At 40.2% G+C, this 17,629-nt stretch carries 12 protein-coding genes; 8 read left to right on the forward strand and 4 right to left on the reverse strand.

Annotated elements, in window-relative coordinates:
• The first annotated feature begins 123 nt into the window (after positions 1 to 123).
• A complete protein-coding gene (locus tag ACQ4LT_RS04680) occupies positions 124 to 1,542 on the forward strand; it encodes a capsule assembly Wzi family protein (protein ID WP_445664857.1) in 1,419 nt (472 codons plus the stop codon).
• Here the strand turns inward: ACQ4LT_RS04680 and ACQ4LT_RS04685 are convergent.
• Together ACQ4LT_RS04685 and ACQ4LT_RS04690 are read right to left on the reverse strand one after the other, a co-directional pair.
• Positions 1,539 to 2,549: a hypothetical protein gene (locus tag ACQ4LT_RS04685; RefSeq protein WP_445664858.1), complete on the reverse strand. Its 1,011-nt coding sequence runs from the start codon at positions 2,547 to 2,549 to the stop codon at positions 1,539 to 1,541. The genes ACQ4LT_RS04680 and ACQ4LT_RS04685 overlap by 4 nt on opposite strands.
• Positions 2,550 to 2,578: 29 nt before the next feature.
• Positions 2,579 to 3,364 carry a glycosyltransferase family A protein gene (locus tag ACQ4LT_RS04690; RefSeq protein WP_445664859.1) on the reverse strand — a complete coding sequence of 262 codons (786 nt, stop codon included), beginning with the start codon at positions 3,362 to 3,364 and terminating at the stop codon, positions 2,579 to 2,581.
• A gap of 315 nt (positions 3,365 to 3,679) precedes the next feature.
• Here ACQ4LT_RS04690 and ACQ4LT_RS04695 point away from each other — a divergent pair, with 315 nt between their 5' ends.
• Together ACQ4LT_RS04695 and ACQ4LT_RS04700 are read left to right on the forward strand one after the other, a co-directional pair.
• The gene (locus ACQ4LT_RS04695) at positions 3,680 to 4,381 is read left to right on the forward strand and encodes a DUF3047 domain-containing protein (RefSeq protein ID WP_445664860.1); all 702 of its coding nucleotides are present in this window, start codon (positions 3,680 to 3,682) and stop codon (positions 4,379 to 4,381) included.
• Between the two features lie 76 nt (positions 4,382 to 4,457).
• Positions 4,458 to 6,962: an efflux RND transporter permease subunit gene (locus ACQ4LT_RS04700; protein ID WP_445664861.1), complete on the forward strand. Its 2,505-nt coding sequence runs from the start codon at positions 4,458 to 4,460 to the stop codon at positions 6,960 to 6,962.
• Positions 6,963 to 7,065: 103 nt separating this feature from the next.
• On the opposite strand, the gene ACQ4LT_RS04705 is transcribed toward ACQ4LT_RS04700, so the two are convergent.
• Complete coding sequence (locus ACQ4LT_RS04705) at positions 7,066 to 8,580, reverse strand: TrkH family potassium uptake protein (RefSeq protein WP_445664862.1); 1,515 nt, start codon at positions 8,578 to 8,580, stop codon at positions 7,066 to 7,068.
• A complete protein-coding gene (gene trkA / locus ACQ4LT_RS04710; RefSeq protein WP_445664863.1) occupies positions 8,580 to 9,929 on the reverse strand; it encodes a Trk system potassium transporter TrkA in 1,350 nt (449 codons plus the stop codon). Before trkA ends, ACQ4LT_RS04705 begins: the two co-directional genes overlap by 1 nt.
• 205 nt (positions 9,930 to 10,134) lie before the next feature.
• Between trkA and ACQ4LT_RS04715 the strand changes: the two genes are divergently transcribed.
• From ACQ4LT_RS04715 to ACQ4LT_RS04735, 5 genes are all read left to right on the forward strand, one after another.
• The gene (locus ACQ4LT_RS04715; RefSeq protein WP_445664864.1) at positions 10,135 to 11,496 is read left to right on the forward strand and encodes an acyclic terpene utilization AtuA family protein; all 1,362 of its coding nucleotides are present in this window, start codon (positions 10,135 to 10,137) and stop codon (positions 11,494 to 11,496) included.
• Between the two features lie 88 nt (positions 11,497 to 11,584).
• A complete protein-coding gene (locus ACQ4LT_RS04720; RefSeq protein WP_445664865.1) occupies positions 11,585 to 12,619 on the forward strand; it encodes an NAD(P)/FAD-dependent oxidoreductase in 1,035 nt (344 codons plus the stop codon).
• 52 nt (positions 12,620 to 12,671) lie between these two features.
• Positions 12,672 to 14,474, forward strand: a complete 1,803-nt coding sequence (locus ACQ4LT_RS04725) for an ABC transporter ATP-binding protein (protein ID WP_445664866.1) — start codon at positions 12,672 to 12,674, stop codon at positions 14,472 to 14,474.
• An 85-nt stretch (positions 14,475 to 14,559) separates the two neighbouring features.
• Positions 14,560 to 15,828, forward strand: coding sequence for a ribonuclease Z (gene rnz, locus ACQ4LT_RS04730; RefSeq protein WP_445664867.1), 1,269 nt, complete (start codon positions 14,560 to 14,562; stop codon positions 15,826 to 15,828).
• A gap of 13 nt (positions 15,829 to 15,841) precedes the next feature.
• Complete coding sequence (locus ACQ4LT_RS04735; RefSeq protein WP_445664868.1) at positions 15,842 to 17,626, forward strand: ABC transporter ATP-binding protein; 1,785 nt, start codon at positions 15,842 to 15,844, stop codon at positions 17,624 to 17,626.
• Positions 17,627 to 17,629 lie beyond the last annotated feature (3 nt).

The following is a 17,629-nucleotide window of genomic DNA, read 5'->3' on the forward strand; positions in this document are numbered from 1 at the left end:
AAAACTCACCTTTATGGGTACTTACTAATAAAATGTTTATGATTAATACCCCAAGTAGGATTTTTTTATATTTGCCGTAGCTTTTCATGGACCAAAATAAAAACTTAAAGTTCCAACCTTATTGTGAAAGATTATTTATTGTCTTTAGTGCCTGTATTAGCTTTTTTGTTATTGGGATTATTCCAACCTCAAAGGACAAATGGCCAAGATAAGAATTTTAATTATTCATTTGAGAGTCAATTTTTTGCGGGAACAAAAGATGAATTACCATTTTGGTTACACACTAATAAAAATGGTATAGTAGATCAAAATAGTCCAAACTTTATTAATTCTTTAAGCATAGAAAGTGATATCTATGAAAAAGGTTCTTTAACAGTTACGGCCAATAGCGACGTAGTATTTCGGCTTTCTGAACAAGAAAGTATACATTTTACAGAACTCAACTTATATACCGAGTATAGGGATTTTTATTTGACTATTGGTCGTATGCATCAGCCCATCGGGCTCAATAATCACGATATTTCTGTAGGGTCAATGATGGTCAGTAACAATGCTACGCCCATTCCGAGAGTAGCTGTAGGAAATCATTCATTTTCTGACGTACCGTTTACCGATGGAATAGTGCAATATAAGGGATTATACTCTCATGGATGGTTTAGAGACGACCGATATGTTGATAATCCTTATTTGCATCAAAAATATCTGTATTTAAATATTAATATAGAAAAATTTTCTGGTACCGGAGGGATAATTCACAATGCATTTTGGGGAGGAGAGCACCCATCATATGGAAGGCTTCCCCAATCTTTTAATGACTATATTCGCGTTGTTACAGCTGTTGGCGCTGATGAAGATAGCAACGCTCCTGGTGGTGAAGTAAGTAATGTAATTGGAAATTCTTTGGCCGCTTATGAGTTTAAGGCTGAATACGATTTTAAAAGATTTGAAGTCTCGGCAACGAGATTGTTTTATCTTGAAGATGGTGTGTCCAGAAGATTTCGAAGTCCTTGGGATGGTACTTGGAGTTTAAATATAATAATGGATGATCCTTCTTCTTTTATTTCTGGTTTTACCTATGAGCATATCAATACCAAACAGCAAGATGCTAAGCCTGGACAAGAAATTGGCAGAGCAAGTTATTATAATCACTTCATTTATCGCTCTGGTTGGGCACACTACGAGCAGATCTTAGGGTTGCCATTATTTAATTACAATACCGAGACTAATAGGATCGATAACAACATTATTATTGGTCATCATATTGGCATGAAGGGGAATCTCACAGAAAATATTAAATACAAGCTATTAGGAACTTATACCAGGAATTATGGTACGGGAGTAGGAAAAGCACCACGAGGAATAATTGATTTTGAGGAGCGTAGAGAAGATCAGTATTCTTTTTTGATGGAAACCGAATATCAGCTTTCAGCGAATGAAAATATCCAGATACTGTTTTCTGCAGCTATAGATACAGGGACTTTTAGATCCGAATCTCTAGGTGCAATGCTTGGAATAAGATGGAAGAATGCTCTTTCGTTTTAAGCTTCTTGATCAAAATCTGAAGGCCGAATCCCAAGTGTAGAACTTTTTCCAAGCTTTTCTTGCCAGGTGTAGTATAGATAAAATATTAAGTTGAGTATTTTTCCTAACATATCATGTACCAAGAAAATACCTGATACAGCAGCAACTGGTGCATTTAGCAGTTTTGCCACCTCAATATTAGTACCTGCGGCCACCAATTCGTGACTGGGGATAAAGGGTATACGGCTAATTAAAATATTGATGCTTAAAAAGGTAAACCATACTTCGATGCTAACATCGGGAAGAACAATATGCCACTGAAAAATTTGCGCTGCGTACAGAATTATCATACGAAAAGAATGTATGAGAAAAACTTTAATAGTAATACCTAAGGGCATGGCAAATAAATATCTGCGAAAACGATATATTACACCGATAAAGATCGCCAATAGTAATCCACCTATAGCATAATCGAGATAATTCACAGCTTCCATAAATTCGGTATTGAAGATATAGTCCATTGCCCGGATTTGTCCGCTGAAAATAAGCACTGCCAATAATCCGATTGCAACAAAGGTAGATGCTGCTGAGGATATGATGTTCATATCTCGGATATCTTTGAACACCTGTTTGTTAGAAACAGATAGTGACTTTGTACCCCAATTCATAAGTACAATTTCACCGGAATATCCCATAACATCCTTATTAAAAATTCGCTTCTTAATAAAAATGGGTACACTTTTGAGATAGGGGATTCCCCAGCAAATTTTGTATGCTAATGCTTCGGCAAAAGGGAGTAGGAAGTAGATGAATAGAAATAGCAGGTAAAATAAAGGATTGGTAGGAAGAGCAGCCCATATTTTACTCCATCCGATATCTGTCAGTTGGTAGGCAATTAGCCCAATAATGATAAGCTGAAAAAAATGGGTCAGATATTTCAGGACCTTTTGACCCTTTTCAGAATCTTTAAATGTCTTGAACTTTTGCCTAAAGCGCTTGAATCTTTTTTTAAGGGCTTCTTTCATCATTAATAAATGAGTTGATACAGCTTTTCTATTTACAAAAGCCCAAATTTCTTGGAATCTTCTAAGAACATTTCAAATGATTCCTGTTCCTTTTCAGACAAATTAAATTTCGGATGATCAAAAAGTCGACCCTTTAATTTAGCATGCCACATATATTGCAACCAGCTTTTGGGAGTATTTTTGAGGCGTCTCAAAAAGTGCTTTCTGCCGGATACATTAGTACCGTGGAAAACACGTACAAAAAGATATGAATACGACAAATCAAGCTGTTTATATCTTTTTTGCTTTCTCCACTTGTTTAAGTAGACGGTATCTTCTTCTCGAGGAAGACTTGGATAGCGAATACTGTCATCACGTCGGTGCATGATAGAACTTGGAGATCCATCGGGCAATAAGCCGATATAGGGATGTTTCATGAACTCATCTGTATCGATATGAAAAATATTTCCTGTTAAACAACATGCGTCATAGCCTTCTTTAAGAGTATTTAGCTCTATTTTAATCCGGTCGGGATGAAACCAGTCATCATCATCCCAGCAAATCAAAAAATCACCATTTGCATGCTCTAAGGATATATTTCTAAGATCACCTAAAATATTATCAGGAGATGGCTCAATCCGGACGTAGGTCACCTCGTCTGCGCTAAAATCAGTTAGAAGGTCATCTACGGTTTCAACCCCGTTATCAATTACTACCACTTCTTTGTTGTTGTGGCTTTGTTGTTTATAAGAATAAAGCGATCTGCGTAATAAGTGTTTTCGATCGGCTGTAACAACTAGGCAACTGACCTTATCATCATTTTGTGAAGTGGAATCCATAAATTATGGGAACAGTATTAGAATGGCTAAAAACAGTTTGAATTTTGGCCTAATATAGACAAAATTTGCAAGATTTTTAACCTTTGGCATTCATTAACTTTATCAGATGTTTACATAGATATCGTAAATTTAATTCAAATAACTGATAAAAATGAACGTTGATAAGGTACCATTTGTATTGCTCACAAATCGTGAGGAAAGCTATTATTTTTCAGATTTCCATAAAGGTATTATTAAATGCAAAAGTTAAAGTTTACAGATTGCGTTAAATTTAGTTTTGTAATTAGTTTGTTCTTACTCGGTTGTTCTTATTCAATGTTTGCGCAATCTCAGAGTATTCATAAACTTGATAATGGGACAGTACTGATCGATAACTTTGAAAATGACCCAGTAGGTGAGCTTCCCCACCGATGGTATGATCGGGATGGAAATAAAAAATTGATAAATTATCCCCAAGACTTTTCAGAGCATTATTTATACAAGATTCGAAATAACAATGCTAATAATTTTTTGAGATACCAGGGAGTTACGGCCAAACATATTAGTTTCCCCTTAATCAACGAAAATAAAGATAACATCTACAACATCAACCTGTACGAGACTCCGATACTCTCGTGGAAAGTGCGGGCTCATAAACTTCCTGAAGGCGCAAATGAGAAAACAAGCGATAGAAATGATTCGGTAGCAAGTATTTATGTTGTCTTTGGTATGGGGCGGGTAGCACTGGTGAAAAAAGTTCCCAAATCGATCCGCTATACATGGAGTACCACATTGCCGGAAGGGGAGACCGGATCAAAACTATTTGGCAATCAACAGATAATTGTTGTTAACTCGGGTAAAGAAGATACCGGAGAATGGATTACCTTTGAGCGAAACCTTGTGAAAGATTATCGACGTATGTTTGGGGATGATCCGCCTAAGAATCCAATAGCCATCTTGATACTTAGCGACGGTGACAGTACAAATAGTTATGTTAAGGCTGATTACGACGATATCATGTTGAAACCAGAGAAGTAATCTCACCTATTCATTGTAGATATGTTTATAAAATGATTAACTTCATCGCTTCTCAAAAAATAATGCATTTGTTTTAATGGAAAAGATTCTCCATTTCTTTCGTCCCCTTATAAAATTTAACGCCTCGCATCCATTTTGGGTACTGGGAATTGCCATATTATTTGCCGTACTGATGGGCAATTATGCACTGCAGCTAAAGATTGATACTAATCTGGCCAACCTACTTCCTGATAAAAATCCCCATGTGGTAGCACTTGATGAATTGCAGAACACTGTAGGTGGTGAAACGGCGATGGAAGTGGCTGTAAAGTCGCCGAGTTTTGAAGATAATAAGCGTTTTATTGAAGATCTGATCCGCGAAAGTTTGAAGCTCTATGATGATGAGGGAGATAGATACTTTTTTAAACGATCTCAGTTTCGCAAAGAGACTGACTTTTTAGAGAATAATGCCCTTTATTTTGCTACACCCAATGAGTTGACTGATATTAAATCATATCTGCGAGATGAAATCCAAAAGGCTAAAGAAGATGCCAATCCTTTTCTGGTGAATTTTGACGAGGAGGAAGAGGAATCCTCAGAAGTGGAAGGGTTTGAGCAGAGCTATGATGCATTGATTCCCTCCGAATATCCCATTAGTGCCGATAGTACCATTGCTGTTTTTAAGTTGTATCCGACTGGCTCCAAAAGCAATTTAAGCTATCTGCGACGGATGTTTGCCTCTTACGATTCGTTGCTAACCGAGATGAATCCTCAGCAATATAATGCTGAAATGGAGGTGGAGTACGGGGGACGCCTGAAGCGGCATCTCTCTGAAATAGATTCCATCATGAGCGATGTTTTTAACAGTTTCGCCTCGGGCATTTCAAGCGTGTTGCTGTTGGTAATGTTCTATTTCTCATTTAAAAAATATATCAACTATCGTAGAGGGGAAGAAGAGGGTAAGGAGCGTGGTTTTTGGGAGCATCTGCTGCGGCTTCCGGTACCAATTTTAGTGATTGGTATCCCGCTGGTAATCAGTTTGGCCTGGACCTTCGGGATCACCTATTTCGTGCTCGGCACTCTCAATACAATGACGTCTGTACTCTTTGTTATTTTATTTGGGATGGGTATAGACTATGGAATCCACTATTATGCAAGATATATTGAGTTCCGTTCCGATGGAAAACCCATCATGGATTCGCTCATAGAAACCTATGAAAATACGGGTTCAGCCATTTTAGTAAGTGGACTCACAACGGCTTTTTCGTTGTTTATACTGGTTCTGGCACAGTTCAGAGGATTTTCTGAATTTGGCTTTATTGCAGGTTCAGGAATTATCCTGGCGCTTGTGAGTATGCTCTTCATGATTCCTCCGCTGCTGGTTATTTTTGAACGATTCAACTGGATTTTATTTAACGCAAGTGAAGTATCCAGTGATCGGTCAGGAAGCTTAATGCATCGCTTTCCGTTTGCCCGTTCGATTGTTGTAATGGGATTACTCATATCGGTTGGTGTGACATTGAACTATCAGCACCTGAAGTTTCAGTACGATTTTGGAGAACTGGAACCGGAGTTTCCGGAATATGCCGAATTTAATGAATTGGAGAACCAGGTTTCCAGCTCAGATAAACGAAATCCCGCTTATATTCTGGCTGATAATGAGAAGCAGGTTATTAAGATTTTAGAAAAGCTGCGTCACCGGATGGAGACCGATACTAAAAGTCCTACTATATTGGATGTTGAGGCGCTGCCTGAACGATTTCCTCCTTCTGATACTGCAGCCAAAACGAAACTCCAAGAGATTGCCGAAGTTCGCGAACTACTAAAGGATCCGTTTCTCGTTGATCAGGAGGACGAACAGCTGGATAAACTTCGAAGGGCTTCCCAGACTACAGAAAAGCTGAATATAAATCAGGTGCCAGACTATTTTAAAAGTCAGTTTGTGACTCAAGATGGAGATATTGGCAATTTTGTAATGGTATATCCCAGCGTGGGATTGTCGGACGGAGAAAAATCCATAGCTTTTAAAAATGATGTGGGCAAAGTAGAGCTTGATAGCGGGGAGGTATTCTATGCCGCCAGCACTTCAATTATTGCAGCCGAAATGCTGGAGCTTATGCGCGAGGAGAGTCCATATATGGTGGGGGCTACCTTTCTAATGGTATTTATCTTGATGTTGGTAGCTTTCCGATCATTTAGATGGGCTATTATAGCAATGCTTCCGCTGTTAGTGGGATTACTGTTACTGTTTGGCATCATGATGCTGACAGGCATGAATTTCAACTTCTACAATTTGGTGGTTCTACCAGCAATTTTAGGGATTGGCGAAGATAATGGGGTCCATTTGGCCAGTCGCTATCGCGAAGAGGGCAAGAACAGGATGTGGGATGTCCTCTCAAGCACGGGCCAGCATGTAACGGTAGGATCCTTAACAACGATGCTTGGATTTTCGGGATTGCTTTTTACCAATCATCCCGGCTTGCAATCGCTGGGAATGATGGCCGTTATTGGCATTGGGATGACGCTTGTTGCGGCACTTACCTTTCTACCCGCGCTTATACAGTGGCTTGAAGATACCGACTGGATTCATTTTAAGGATTAGAGATTTTATTTATTGGAAATAATTGCTGACTCAAACTTCTGATTTCCAACTTCCAGCTTTTTTAACTTCTAATTTCTATCATCTAACTTTTAACAACTAATTATCACTGTTTCCAAAAGGTAGGAGTAAAGATCAGCAGAACCGTGAAAATTTCGAGCCGACCAATCATCATCATAAGAATTAATACCCATTTGCCAATTATAGGAATTTGGGCATAGTTATCTGTTGGGCCAAATTCGCCCCAGCCCGGACCGATATTTCCCAGACAGGCGATACTTGCTCCAATGGCCGATTGCATATCATATCCCATTGAAGCCATGATGAGTGCACCAATACCGAAGACGATAAGATAGAGGACAAAAAAACTTAACACCGTACGTTGGATGTTATAGTCAATAGTTTTATCACCTATGCGGATGGGCAGGATAGCTTTGGGATGAACAATCTGTTTTATTTCGCGGAATGAGTTTCGGATGATAATCATCCAGCGAATCATTTTTACGCCACCGCCTGTTGAGCCCGCACATCCCCCGGTAAAGAAAAGCAGAAATAAAAAGAATGCTCCAAAGGAATGCCATAATTCATAATCGGCTGTACCAAAGCCCGTAGTAGTTATTATAGCTACTGCTTGAAAGGATCCATATTGAATTGCTCCGCCAATATCATATCCGTCAAAAAGCCAAAGCGAACCGCTTATTGTGATTATAGAAATTGCAGTAATAAGAGCATAAAATCTGGTTTCGCGATTGTTAAAAAATGAGTCAACATTGCCTCGTATCAGGCGAAAGTGCATGGCAAAGTTGATACCCGCCAAGAACATAAAGAGGGTAATAACGGCATCGATATAGACTGAATCGAAGGCGGCAATGCTCCCGTTTTTGGTAGAGAAACCCCCTGTGGCAAGAGTAGCAAAAGCGTGATTGATGGCTTGAAACCAATCCATTGATGGATGAACCCAAAGCAGCAGAAATTCAATACCGGTGAATGCTACATAAACGCCCCAAAGGAGTTTAGCGGTTTCCTGAACGCGAGGGGTAAGTTTATCAGTGGTGGGACCGGGAGATTCTGCTTGAAAAAGCTGCATTCCGCCAACACCCAGCAAGGGTAGAATAGCCAGTGTTAAAACGATGATACCCATACCCCCAAGCCAATGGGCAAGTGATCGCCAGAAAAGCATGCTTTGCGGTAACGATTCTATTTGAGGATTGACAAATCCCCAGCTGGTAGTTCCGCCTAAAATTGTTGCCCCGGTGGTGGTGAGACCGCTCATTGTTTCAAAGACAGCATCAGTATAGCTGGGCAAGATCCCAGAAATTACAAAGGGCAGGGCCCCTACAAAAGAGAGAAAGAGCCAGGTTAAACTAACCACTAAAAAGCCTTCCCGTATTCGTAACTCTTCATCAGTACGAAAGAGGTAATAGAGTATTCCGCCTGTCACAAAAGCAATAGAGGCTGAATATAGGAACGTATGCCAGACCTCTTCATCATACACAAAAGCGATGATCATGGGCAAAAGCAGCGCAAATCCCAAGAAAAAGATGAAAGCTCCCAGAATGCCAAAGACCGTTGATAAATTAAATTGCGCACGAGTTATGTTATCGAGATAGGTTTTGGCCATTATTGAAATAGTGAGGTTACTTTCTCGATTGCTTCGTACAGACAAAATATAATAACACGATCCTGAGCCTGAATTTGTGATTCGCCCGTTGCTATCCTTGTGGTACCATTACTTAAAATGCCGCCGATAACGCATCCTTCTGGAAAATTAATTTTATGAATTGGCTTTTTAGTAACCTTTGATTTGGGTGCTGCCTGTAGCTCAATAACTTCTGCTTTAATACCCTGTAAAGCAGTAACAGAAATGACACGTCCGCCGCGCACATGTCGATGGATTTCATTTGAAGCAGCCGACTTTTTGTTAATGGCGGCATCGAGTCCAATAGTTTGACTGAGGGGGATATAATCCGATTTTGAAACCAGCGCTACGGTCTTTGTTACTTCGAGATGTTTTGCCATAAGACACGATATAATATTGGATTCCTCATCGTCGGTAACAGAGATAAAGGCATCCGTGTCCGTAATACCCTCGGTTGCCAGTAGATCGGGATCAGTAGGGTTCCCGTTTAGTACGAGAATGTCTTTAAACTCTTTAGCGAGCTCTTGTGCCGTGTCAAAATCGGGTTCAATAAGTTTTATATTCCATTTTTTATCTTCCTGGCAGAGAATACGAGCAATCATAGCCCCGATGGGGGTACCGCCTGCAATCATCACTCGGTCAATTCGTATATCCGGCTTACCGGTTGTTTCTATTACTTCTGGGATGGTTTCGGTTTTGGCCAGAATAAATACATGATCAAGGGCCTGGATAGAAACCTTACCGCTGGGAATGATAGTAAGTCCCTTGCGTGAAATAGCAACAACGCGAAAAGTAATATGGGGGTATTCTTGAGCATATTGATGAAGTGTTTTTCCAACAAGCGGTGATTGTTTGCCAATACGAAGGCCAATCATCTGCATTTTTCCATCCGCAAGGGTCACCAAATCGTTAGCAGATGCGCGTTTTATAAGACGAACAATTTCGTGTGCTGCACTTAGTTCAGGATGAATAACTACATCAATACCTAAGTCGGTAGGTTTAAGAGGGGCGTTGGGACGAGAAAGCTCATCACTGCGGACTCGGGCAATAACTTTTTCAGCTCCCAGCCTTTTACTCATCATAGAGGCAATCATATTAACCTCGTCAATACTGGTTACGGCAATTAAAATATCAGCATCTTTGACTCCCGTATCTACAAGGTCTTTTGCCGAAGTCGCATTTCCTTCATGGGTTAGTACATCCAGGTTATTTGATACTTTGTCCAGACATTTCGGATCGCGATCAAGTACAGTAACATCGTGTTTCTCTTTCGACAGTACGCTGGCAAGGTCATAACCAATTTCACCGGCACCAATGATAACTATTTTCAAATCTGATTCCTCCCAATTTTAAAAAGTATGCTAAAAGTCATAAAGTGATATCCAAATTGCAACATGTTATGGATTATTATCTGAATTAAATTTCATTAACTAAAATCTATAATCGATGTATTTGAAATGACATATTATTTTTATAGTGTTGGAGCAACTCTTATCTTCACATTAGATATAAATTCAACTAAAAAAATTACCGACCGTGAAAGACTCGATCAGGATTGCATCAGGGCAAGGCTTTTGGGGAGATCTTCCAAACGCACCTATAAATCAAGTACGTAAGGGACCTATTGACTATTTGGTAATGGACTATCTTGCCGAGGTGACTATGTCTATTATGCAAAAGCAGAAGTTACGCAATCCTGATTATGGGTATGCTCGGGATTTTGTAGGAGTTGTGAGTGAAATTCTTCCTGACATTGCAGAAAAAGGTATAAAAGTTATTTCCAATGCAGGTGGAGTAAACCCGGAAGCGTGTAAAGAGCAAATCCTTGAAGCTATTGGGGAACAGGGATATAAGGATATCAAAGTAGCGGTAGTCGACGGTGATAATATTCTGGATAATCTCGATGTACTTATTGAGGACGGGCATCCCCTAAATAATATGGAGACCGGCGAACCTATTACTACAGTTAAGGATGAGCTGCTTAGTGCCAATGTCTATTTTGGATCGCGTCCAATTGTAGAAGCATTAAATAAGGGGGCTGATATTGTGGTTACGGGACGTGTAACGGATACCGGGTTAACGCTGGCCCCGATGATACACGAGTTTGACTGGTCGTTTGATGATTACGATAAAATGTCGGCCGGGACCATTGCAGGACACATAATAGAGTGTGGTGGTCAGGTATCTGGCGGTAATTTTACGGACTGGGAAAAAATTGATGATTTTGTAGATATCGGATTTCCCATTATTGAAGGTAATCCCGACGGTAGTTTTTATGTAACTAAACATGAAGGAACCGGTGGTCTAATTAGTGAGCAAACTGTAAAAGAGCAGTTGCTCTACGAAATTGGCGATCCGACCGAATATATTACCCCAGATTGTATTGCCGACTTTACATCTGTGAATCTTGAAGAAGCCGGACAGAATCGTGTTAAGGTATCAGGAATAAAAGGTCGACCGGAAACCGATACGTATAAAATTTCAGCCAGTTATAATGATGGGTATAAGTTGTCATCGACACTGGTGTATTCTTGGCCGGGAGCTTTAAAAAAGGCAAAAAGGGCCGGTGAAATATTACAGGGCCGGGCAGATGCATTGGGCCTTGAATACGACGATTTCAGGGTAGAATACATTGGCATAAATGGGTGTAGTGAGCAACCTATTACCGATAAGCAGTTGGAGAATGAACAGGAAGAAGTGCAGATGCGTGTGTCGCTTTCCGGAAGCAGTAAAGACGATTTAAATCGTTTCGGAAAAGAAGTTGCCCCCCTTATTTTAACCGGACCAAGTGGGGTCACGGGTTTTGCGGGTGGACGTCCCAAAGCAAGCGGTATTGTAGCTTATTGGCCGGCTCTTTTAGATAAGGGAGCGGTTTCTCCAAGGGTTCGTATCTTTTAGATTTATCGTTAATTAACTTAGAATTTTGCTGTAATATTTTGGATTTTACAGCACTGAAAATTAAACAGTAAAAAAGAGTACCTCATAAATGGTTATTGGAATTATTGGCGCAAGTATTTCGGGACTTATTGCCGGCAAGCGGTTGGCTGAAGCCGGACATGATGTTACAATTATTGAGAAAAGTCGCTCTCTTGGTGGACGACTCAAGACAGTGGAGCTCGATAATTTGAATTTGGATGTTGGACTTACTCATTTTGATGTAAGTACGAATACCTTTGGTTCTTTTGTAAAAAAGCAGGTAGAGAAGGGAGCGATACAAAAATGGACGAAAGATTTCGGTCTTTACGATGGGATAGAGCTTTTTGATGTTGATCCGAATTCTGATTCCCGCCAACAATATACAGGTACAAATGGCCTGCAGTCATTAGCTGAAAGTATGAGCCGCTGGGTGGATATCAAATCCGAAGAAAAGGCTGGTGGATTAACGTATATTGGTCCGGATCGCAGTAAAAAACGTTCTTGGATGATCAATTTAACCGATGTCAGCGTCTTCGAATGTGATGCTGTTATTATTGCCACTTCTGCTGTTGATGCTTACGGGGTACTGCAAACGGCACAAAATAAAACAGAAACACGTCGAATCATTCGGCATATTGATGAAATACGCTACGAAGGTTGTTTCTCATTGGCGGCGACCTATGATAACCAAGAGGTACCAGACTGGAAAGGTATTGAATGTGAAAAGAGTGCTATAAAATGGATTAGCAATGAGTCTTCGAAGTTAGATACAAACCAAACGGCTCTTGTGATACAGTCAACCCCAGAATTTTATCGTAAACACGCACAAAAAAGCGAGGAAGAGATAAAAGAACTACTGTTTGAAGAGGTTTCAGATATAATTGGATCATGGGCCCGTCGCCCCCAATCTACTTATATAGAGAACTGGAAGTATTTTAAAACGAAAAACCCTATTAATGAATATTTTATGGAGTTGGAACTCGAAGACGCTCCACTCGCGTTAATAGGTGACTACTTAGGTGGTTCTTCTCTGGAAAATGCCTTTGTATCAGGATATAACCTGTCAGAGTATTGGAAAAAGAAATATACTGAAGTTACTGCATAACAATTATTGTTTAATAATCTGAGAGAGTCAGATAAAAAATAGGAAGGTCCCCGTGGGGTCGCTGCGAAAGCTCAATCAATATTTTAAAAAATATAAGGGAACCATAATTCTGGGTTCTCTTTTCCTAACCGCTTCAAATTTCTTTTTGATTTGGATACCGGTATATCTGCGTCGTACCGTGGACGAAGTATCCAGCATTAATATTGAAAAATCTCCCGAGTCTTTTGACACAATTTTTGAAGTGCTTTTTACCAGCAGTGCAAGTTGGATATTGGCTAAAAACGCACTGTTACTTGTTGGAGCTGTTCTTCTTTCAGGATTGCTATTATTTGCCACCCGTCAAACCCTTATTGTAGCTTCACGCAAGATTGAATTTGATCTTCGTAACGATATTTTTGATAAACTGCTAAAGCTGCCCCAGCGTTTTTATAGTAATTACGACTCCGGGGAAGTCTATGTTCGCGCCACGGAAGATGTATCGAAGGTGCGCGAATATTTTGGTCCGGCCTATATGTACACTATCAATACATTAACGCGCATGGGATTTATCATCACAATGATGATTATTGTAAGTCCTGAATTGACAATGTGGGCTCTGCTGCCGCTTCCTTTTCTGTCTGCATTTGCCTATTGGGTAAGTGGTTATATCAACGATTATTCGCGGATTATACAGGAGCAGTACTCAACGATTGCGGGACGAGCTAAAGAATCGTTTTCCAGTATCCGGTTGATAAAAGCTTATAATCGCGAAGATTATGAGATGCAACGCTTTGAGGATGAAAGCGAATCGTATCGTAAGAAAAAGTTGCGGCTCGATCTTGTTGAATCACTTTTCCATCCCACACTAAACTTATTAATTGGATTGTCTGTTGTAATCGTTGTTTGGAAGGCGGGGCAGCTGGTTATTGGAGGTCAGCTTACGGTTGGGAATATTCTGGAATTTATCGTGTATGTAGCATACTTAACGTGGCCGGTGGCTTCATTGGGATATACCGTAAATCGTTTCCAACAGTCAATGGCATCATGGAAAAGAATCGATCAGGTATTGACCGAAGATGTGAAAATTGAAGACAAAGCGCATACCGATCAGGAAATAGATCAGATAAAAGGAGCAATAGAATTTAAGAATGTGTCCTTTAAATACCCCGGGGCCGAGGAATATGCATTAAAAAATGTAAATTTAAAAGTGGAAGCAGGTCAAAATGCAGCAATTGTAGGACGAACGGGAAGCGGAAAAACAACGTTGATAGAGTTGGTGCCACGCTCGTTTGATGTTACAGAAGGAGAGATTTTGATAGATGGTAAAAACATTGAATCCATTCCACTGCAATTACTTAGAGAAAGTATTGGACTTGTTCCACAGGATACATTTTTGTTCTCTGATACCATCGGAGAAAACATTGCGTTTGGTACGAATAATGCTACCCAGGAAGAAATTGAAGAAGCCGCTGAAAAGGCTCAGGTGCGCGACAATATTTTGGAATTTGACAAAAAATTTGAGACCATATTAGGAGAAAGAGGCATAACCTTGTCGGGCGGGCAAAAACAAAGAACCGCCATCGCGAGGGCCTTAATTCGAGATCCTAAAATCATAATACTCGATGATTCGTTAAGTGCAGTAGATACTAAAACTGAAGAGGCCATTCTACAACATCTCAGAAGAGAACTTAAAGGAAGGACAACCTTAATGATAAGCCATCGGATCTCAACGATTAAAGATGCAGATATCATATACTATCTTGAAGATGGAACTGTTGTAGAACAGGGAACTCACGAAGAGTTACTCAAAAAAGAAGGTCGTTATTCAGTGATGTACAACAAGCAGCTCATCGAACAGGAGTTGGCTGAAATTTAACGAACACATAATAAATAGAATCAAAAATGAACAAAGGTTGATTGTTTGATCGCAATCTAATCTAAAAATTTAAAGAGGTATTACAATGATTATTGTACCATTAGGTGTTGGATCTGCGACCCCCACAGCTACACGTCACCTTTCATCAGTAGCTGTATGGAGAGAAGGCAGTGTTTACTTATTTGATTGCGGAGAAAATGCACAAATGAGGATGCTGCAAGGAGGCTTAAAACGTTCACAAATAGACTGTATCTTTATCTCCCATTTTGATACAGATCACTTTTCGGGGCTCATTGGCTTACTTTCGACGCTTCAGCTTCAGCGTAGAGACAGAGAGTTAACCATTGTTGGTCCGGAAGGGATAAAGAAATTTGTGGAATGGAATTTTGATTTTGCCAATATAGATCTCAATTATCCGCTCAACTTTGTAGAAGTTGAAGAGGGGTTTGAAGAAGAACGTGTTGTTGATGAAGATGAATTTTATGTTGAGGCACGTCCCTTGAACCATACTAAGTTTTGTATGGGATTTCGCTTCCAAGAAAAAGATAAACCCGGAAAAGTTGATGCCGAAAAAGCACAAGAACAGGGCATTAGCGAAGATTGGCAATACAAAGAATTGAAGGCTGGGAATGACGTTGAACTGGATGACGGCACTGTTGTAAAATCAGCAGATATTGTTGGACATCCGCGGCCCGGTGATAGCTTCGCTTATGTTACGGATACCAAATATTGCCCGAACTCAGTAAAGTTGGCAATGAATACGAATGTGCTTTTCCACGAAGCAACTTTTAGCGAAAGTCTTTCTGAGAAAGCGGAAGAAACGGGACATTCTACGGCCCAAGATGCTGCGCGTGTAGCAAATGAAGCTAAAACAAAGCTGTTAGTGATCACGCACTTTTCGGCTCGTTATACCAATGAATATGTATTACTTCGCGAAGCCCGGGATGATTTCTTCCCAACATGGGTTGCTACTGAATTGCGCCCGATCTTTACCGATCCGGCTCATGAAAAGGGTATCATCCAACCGAAGGTTTATCTGAAGGAGATTAACCAAAATAAAAATAAAGACAACAATAACAGTGGGGGATCCTCTTCGGGTAATAAGAAGAGCCGTAGTAGGAAGAAGAAAAAACGGTTTCGAAAACGGAAGAACTATTCGGGAAAAGATAAGAAATCCCGAAATAAGTACAGTAAAAGCAACGACAGTGATTCCGGCAAAAAAAGAAAGCGAAGAAGTAAAAGCAGTAGCAAGAAAAATAATAACAAGAATAATAATGGTGGTAACAATGGTGATCAGCGTCAGCCTAAGCAGATTACCCCGCGTACCCCATTCGATGATTTCGACCGTTTCTAAATAAATTCTTAGCGTGAGCAATTCAACAACTGATAAAGCCGTCGATTCGGATCTTCTTCGGCGGCTTTATCAATTTATTCGACCTTATCGATGGTATGTGTTGCTGGGCATTGCACTAACTCTAAGTGCGGCCTTCATGGGAACGGTACGTCCTAAGCTTACGCAAATTGCTGTAGATGAGTACATTCGCAATAACGATTATCAGGGATTGCTCTGGATTGTTTTACTGCTTATTGGTGCTCTGGTCAGTGAGTTTTTATTGCTCGTTGCTAATACTTATTTGACCCGCTGGTTTGGACAGGGGACCTTGTTCAATTTACGTAATGCGGTGTTTCAAAAGATACAGTCGTTGCATGTACAGTTCTTTGATAGAAATCCCATTGGTCGTCTAATTACCCGAACCACCAGCGACATCGAAGCGCTGAGTGATCTGTTAAGTGATGGGGTAGTCAATATCATTGGGGATATGTTTCGGATCTTCTTCATTCTGTACTTTATGTTCAGTATGAGTTGGGAGCTTTCGCTGGTTGCGATCTCAGTGTTGCCCATCTTGTTTTATGCTACCTTTGTTTTTAAAGCAAAAGTCCGGGTTTCATTTCTTAACGTACGTGATCAGATATCCCGTCTTAATTCTTTTGTTCAGGAACATATTAACGGTATGGCTATCGTTCAGCTCTTTAATAAGGAGGAACGGGAACGGGAGAAGTTTAAAGATATCAATGCTGCTCATCGCGATGCGTACATCGAAACGATTTTTTACTTCGCTATCTTTTGGCCGCTGGTGGAAATTATTGCCAGCTTAGCTATGGCTTTGGTGATTTGGTATGGTGGCGGTCGTGCGTTGATGGGACAGGTCACATTTGGAATATTGCTGGCCTTTATACAGTACGTGCGGGATTTCTTTCGACCCATACAGGGACTTTCAGAAAAGTTTAATACTCTCCAGTCGGCTTTGGCCTCGTCAGAGCGTATTTTTAATGTATTGGATACTGAAAATAAGATCGCCGATCCTGAAGAACCTGAACACATTGAGGAGGTAAAAGGTGAAATCGAATTTGATAATGTTTGGTTCAGTTATAACAAAGAAGAAACCGTGTTAAAGGATGTTTCTTTTAAGGCCCAGCCGGGAAAAACAATTGCCTTTGTAGGGGCAACCGGTGCCGGAAAGTCTACGATTATAAATTTGTTGCTTCGTTATTACGATATTAATGAGGGATCTATAAAAATTGATGGAAAAGATATAAGAGATCTGACTTTGCAAGAATTGCGTTCAAATTTCGCGTTAGTATTACAGGATAATGCACTTTTTTCTGGCAGTATTATGAATAATATTACGCTTGGGAATCCTGAAATATCCAAAGAAGAAGTTATTGCGACTTCCAGAGAAATTGGAGCTGATACCTTTATTAATAAATTACCCAACGGATATAATTATGAGCTCAGCGAACGGGGCCAATCTATTTCAATGGGGCAGCGGCAACTCATCTGTTTTATTCGGGCAATGGTCTATGATCCCAATATTTTAATTCTTGATGAGGCAACATCCAGCGTAGACTCTGAGACAGAAGAGACGGTGAATAAAGCCTTCAAGAAATTAATGGAAGGTCGAACATCCATTGTCATTGCTCACCGCTTATCAACCATACAGGGGGCCGACAAAATATTGGTCATGCACAAAGGAGAGATCAGGGAGCGCGGAACTCACCAGCAGCTCATCGAAAAGGAAGAGGGTATCTATCGCAAACTCTATGAATTGCAATATAAAGATGAGTTACTTCCGACGGTAAAATCAGAGTAGAGA

Source organism: Fodinibius sp. AD559 (assembly GCF_052712805.1).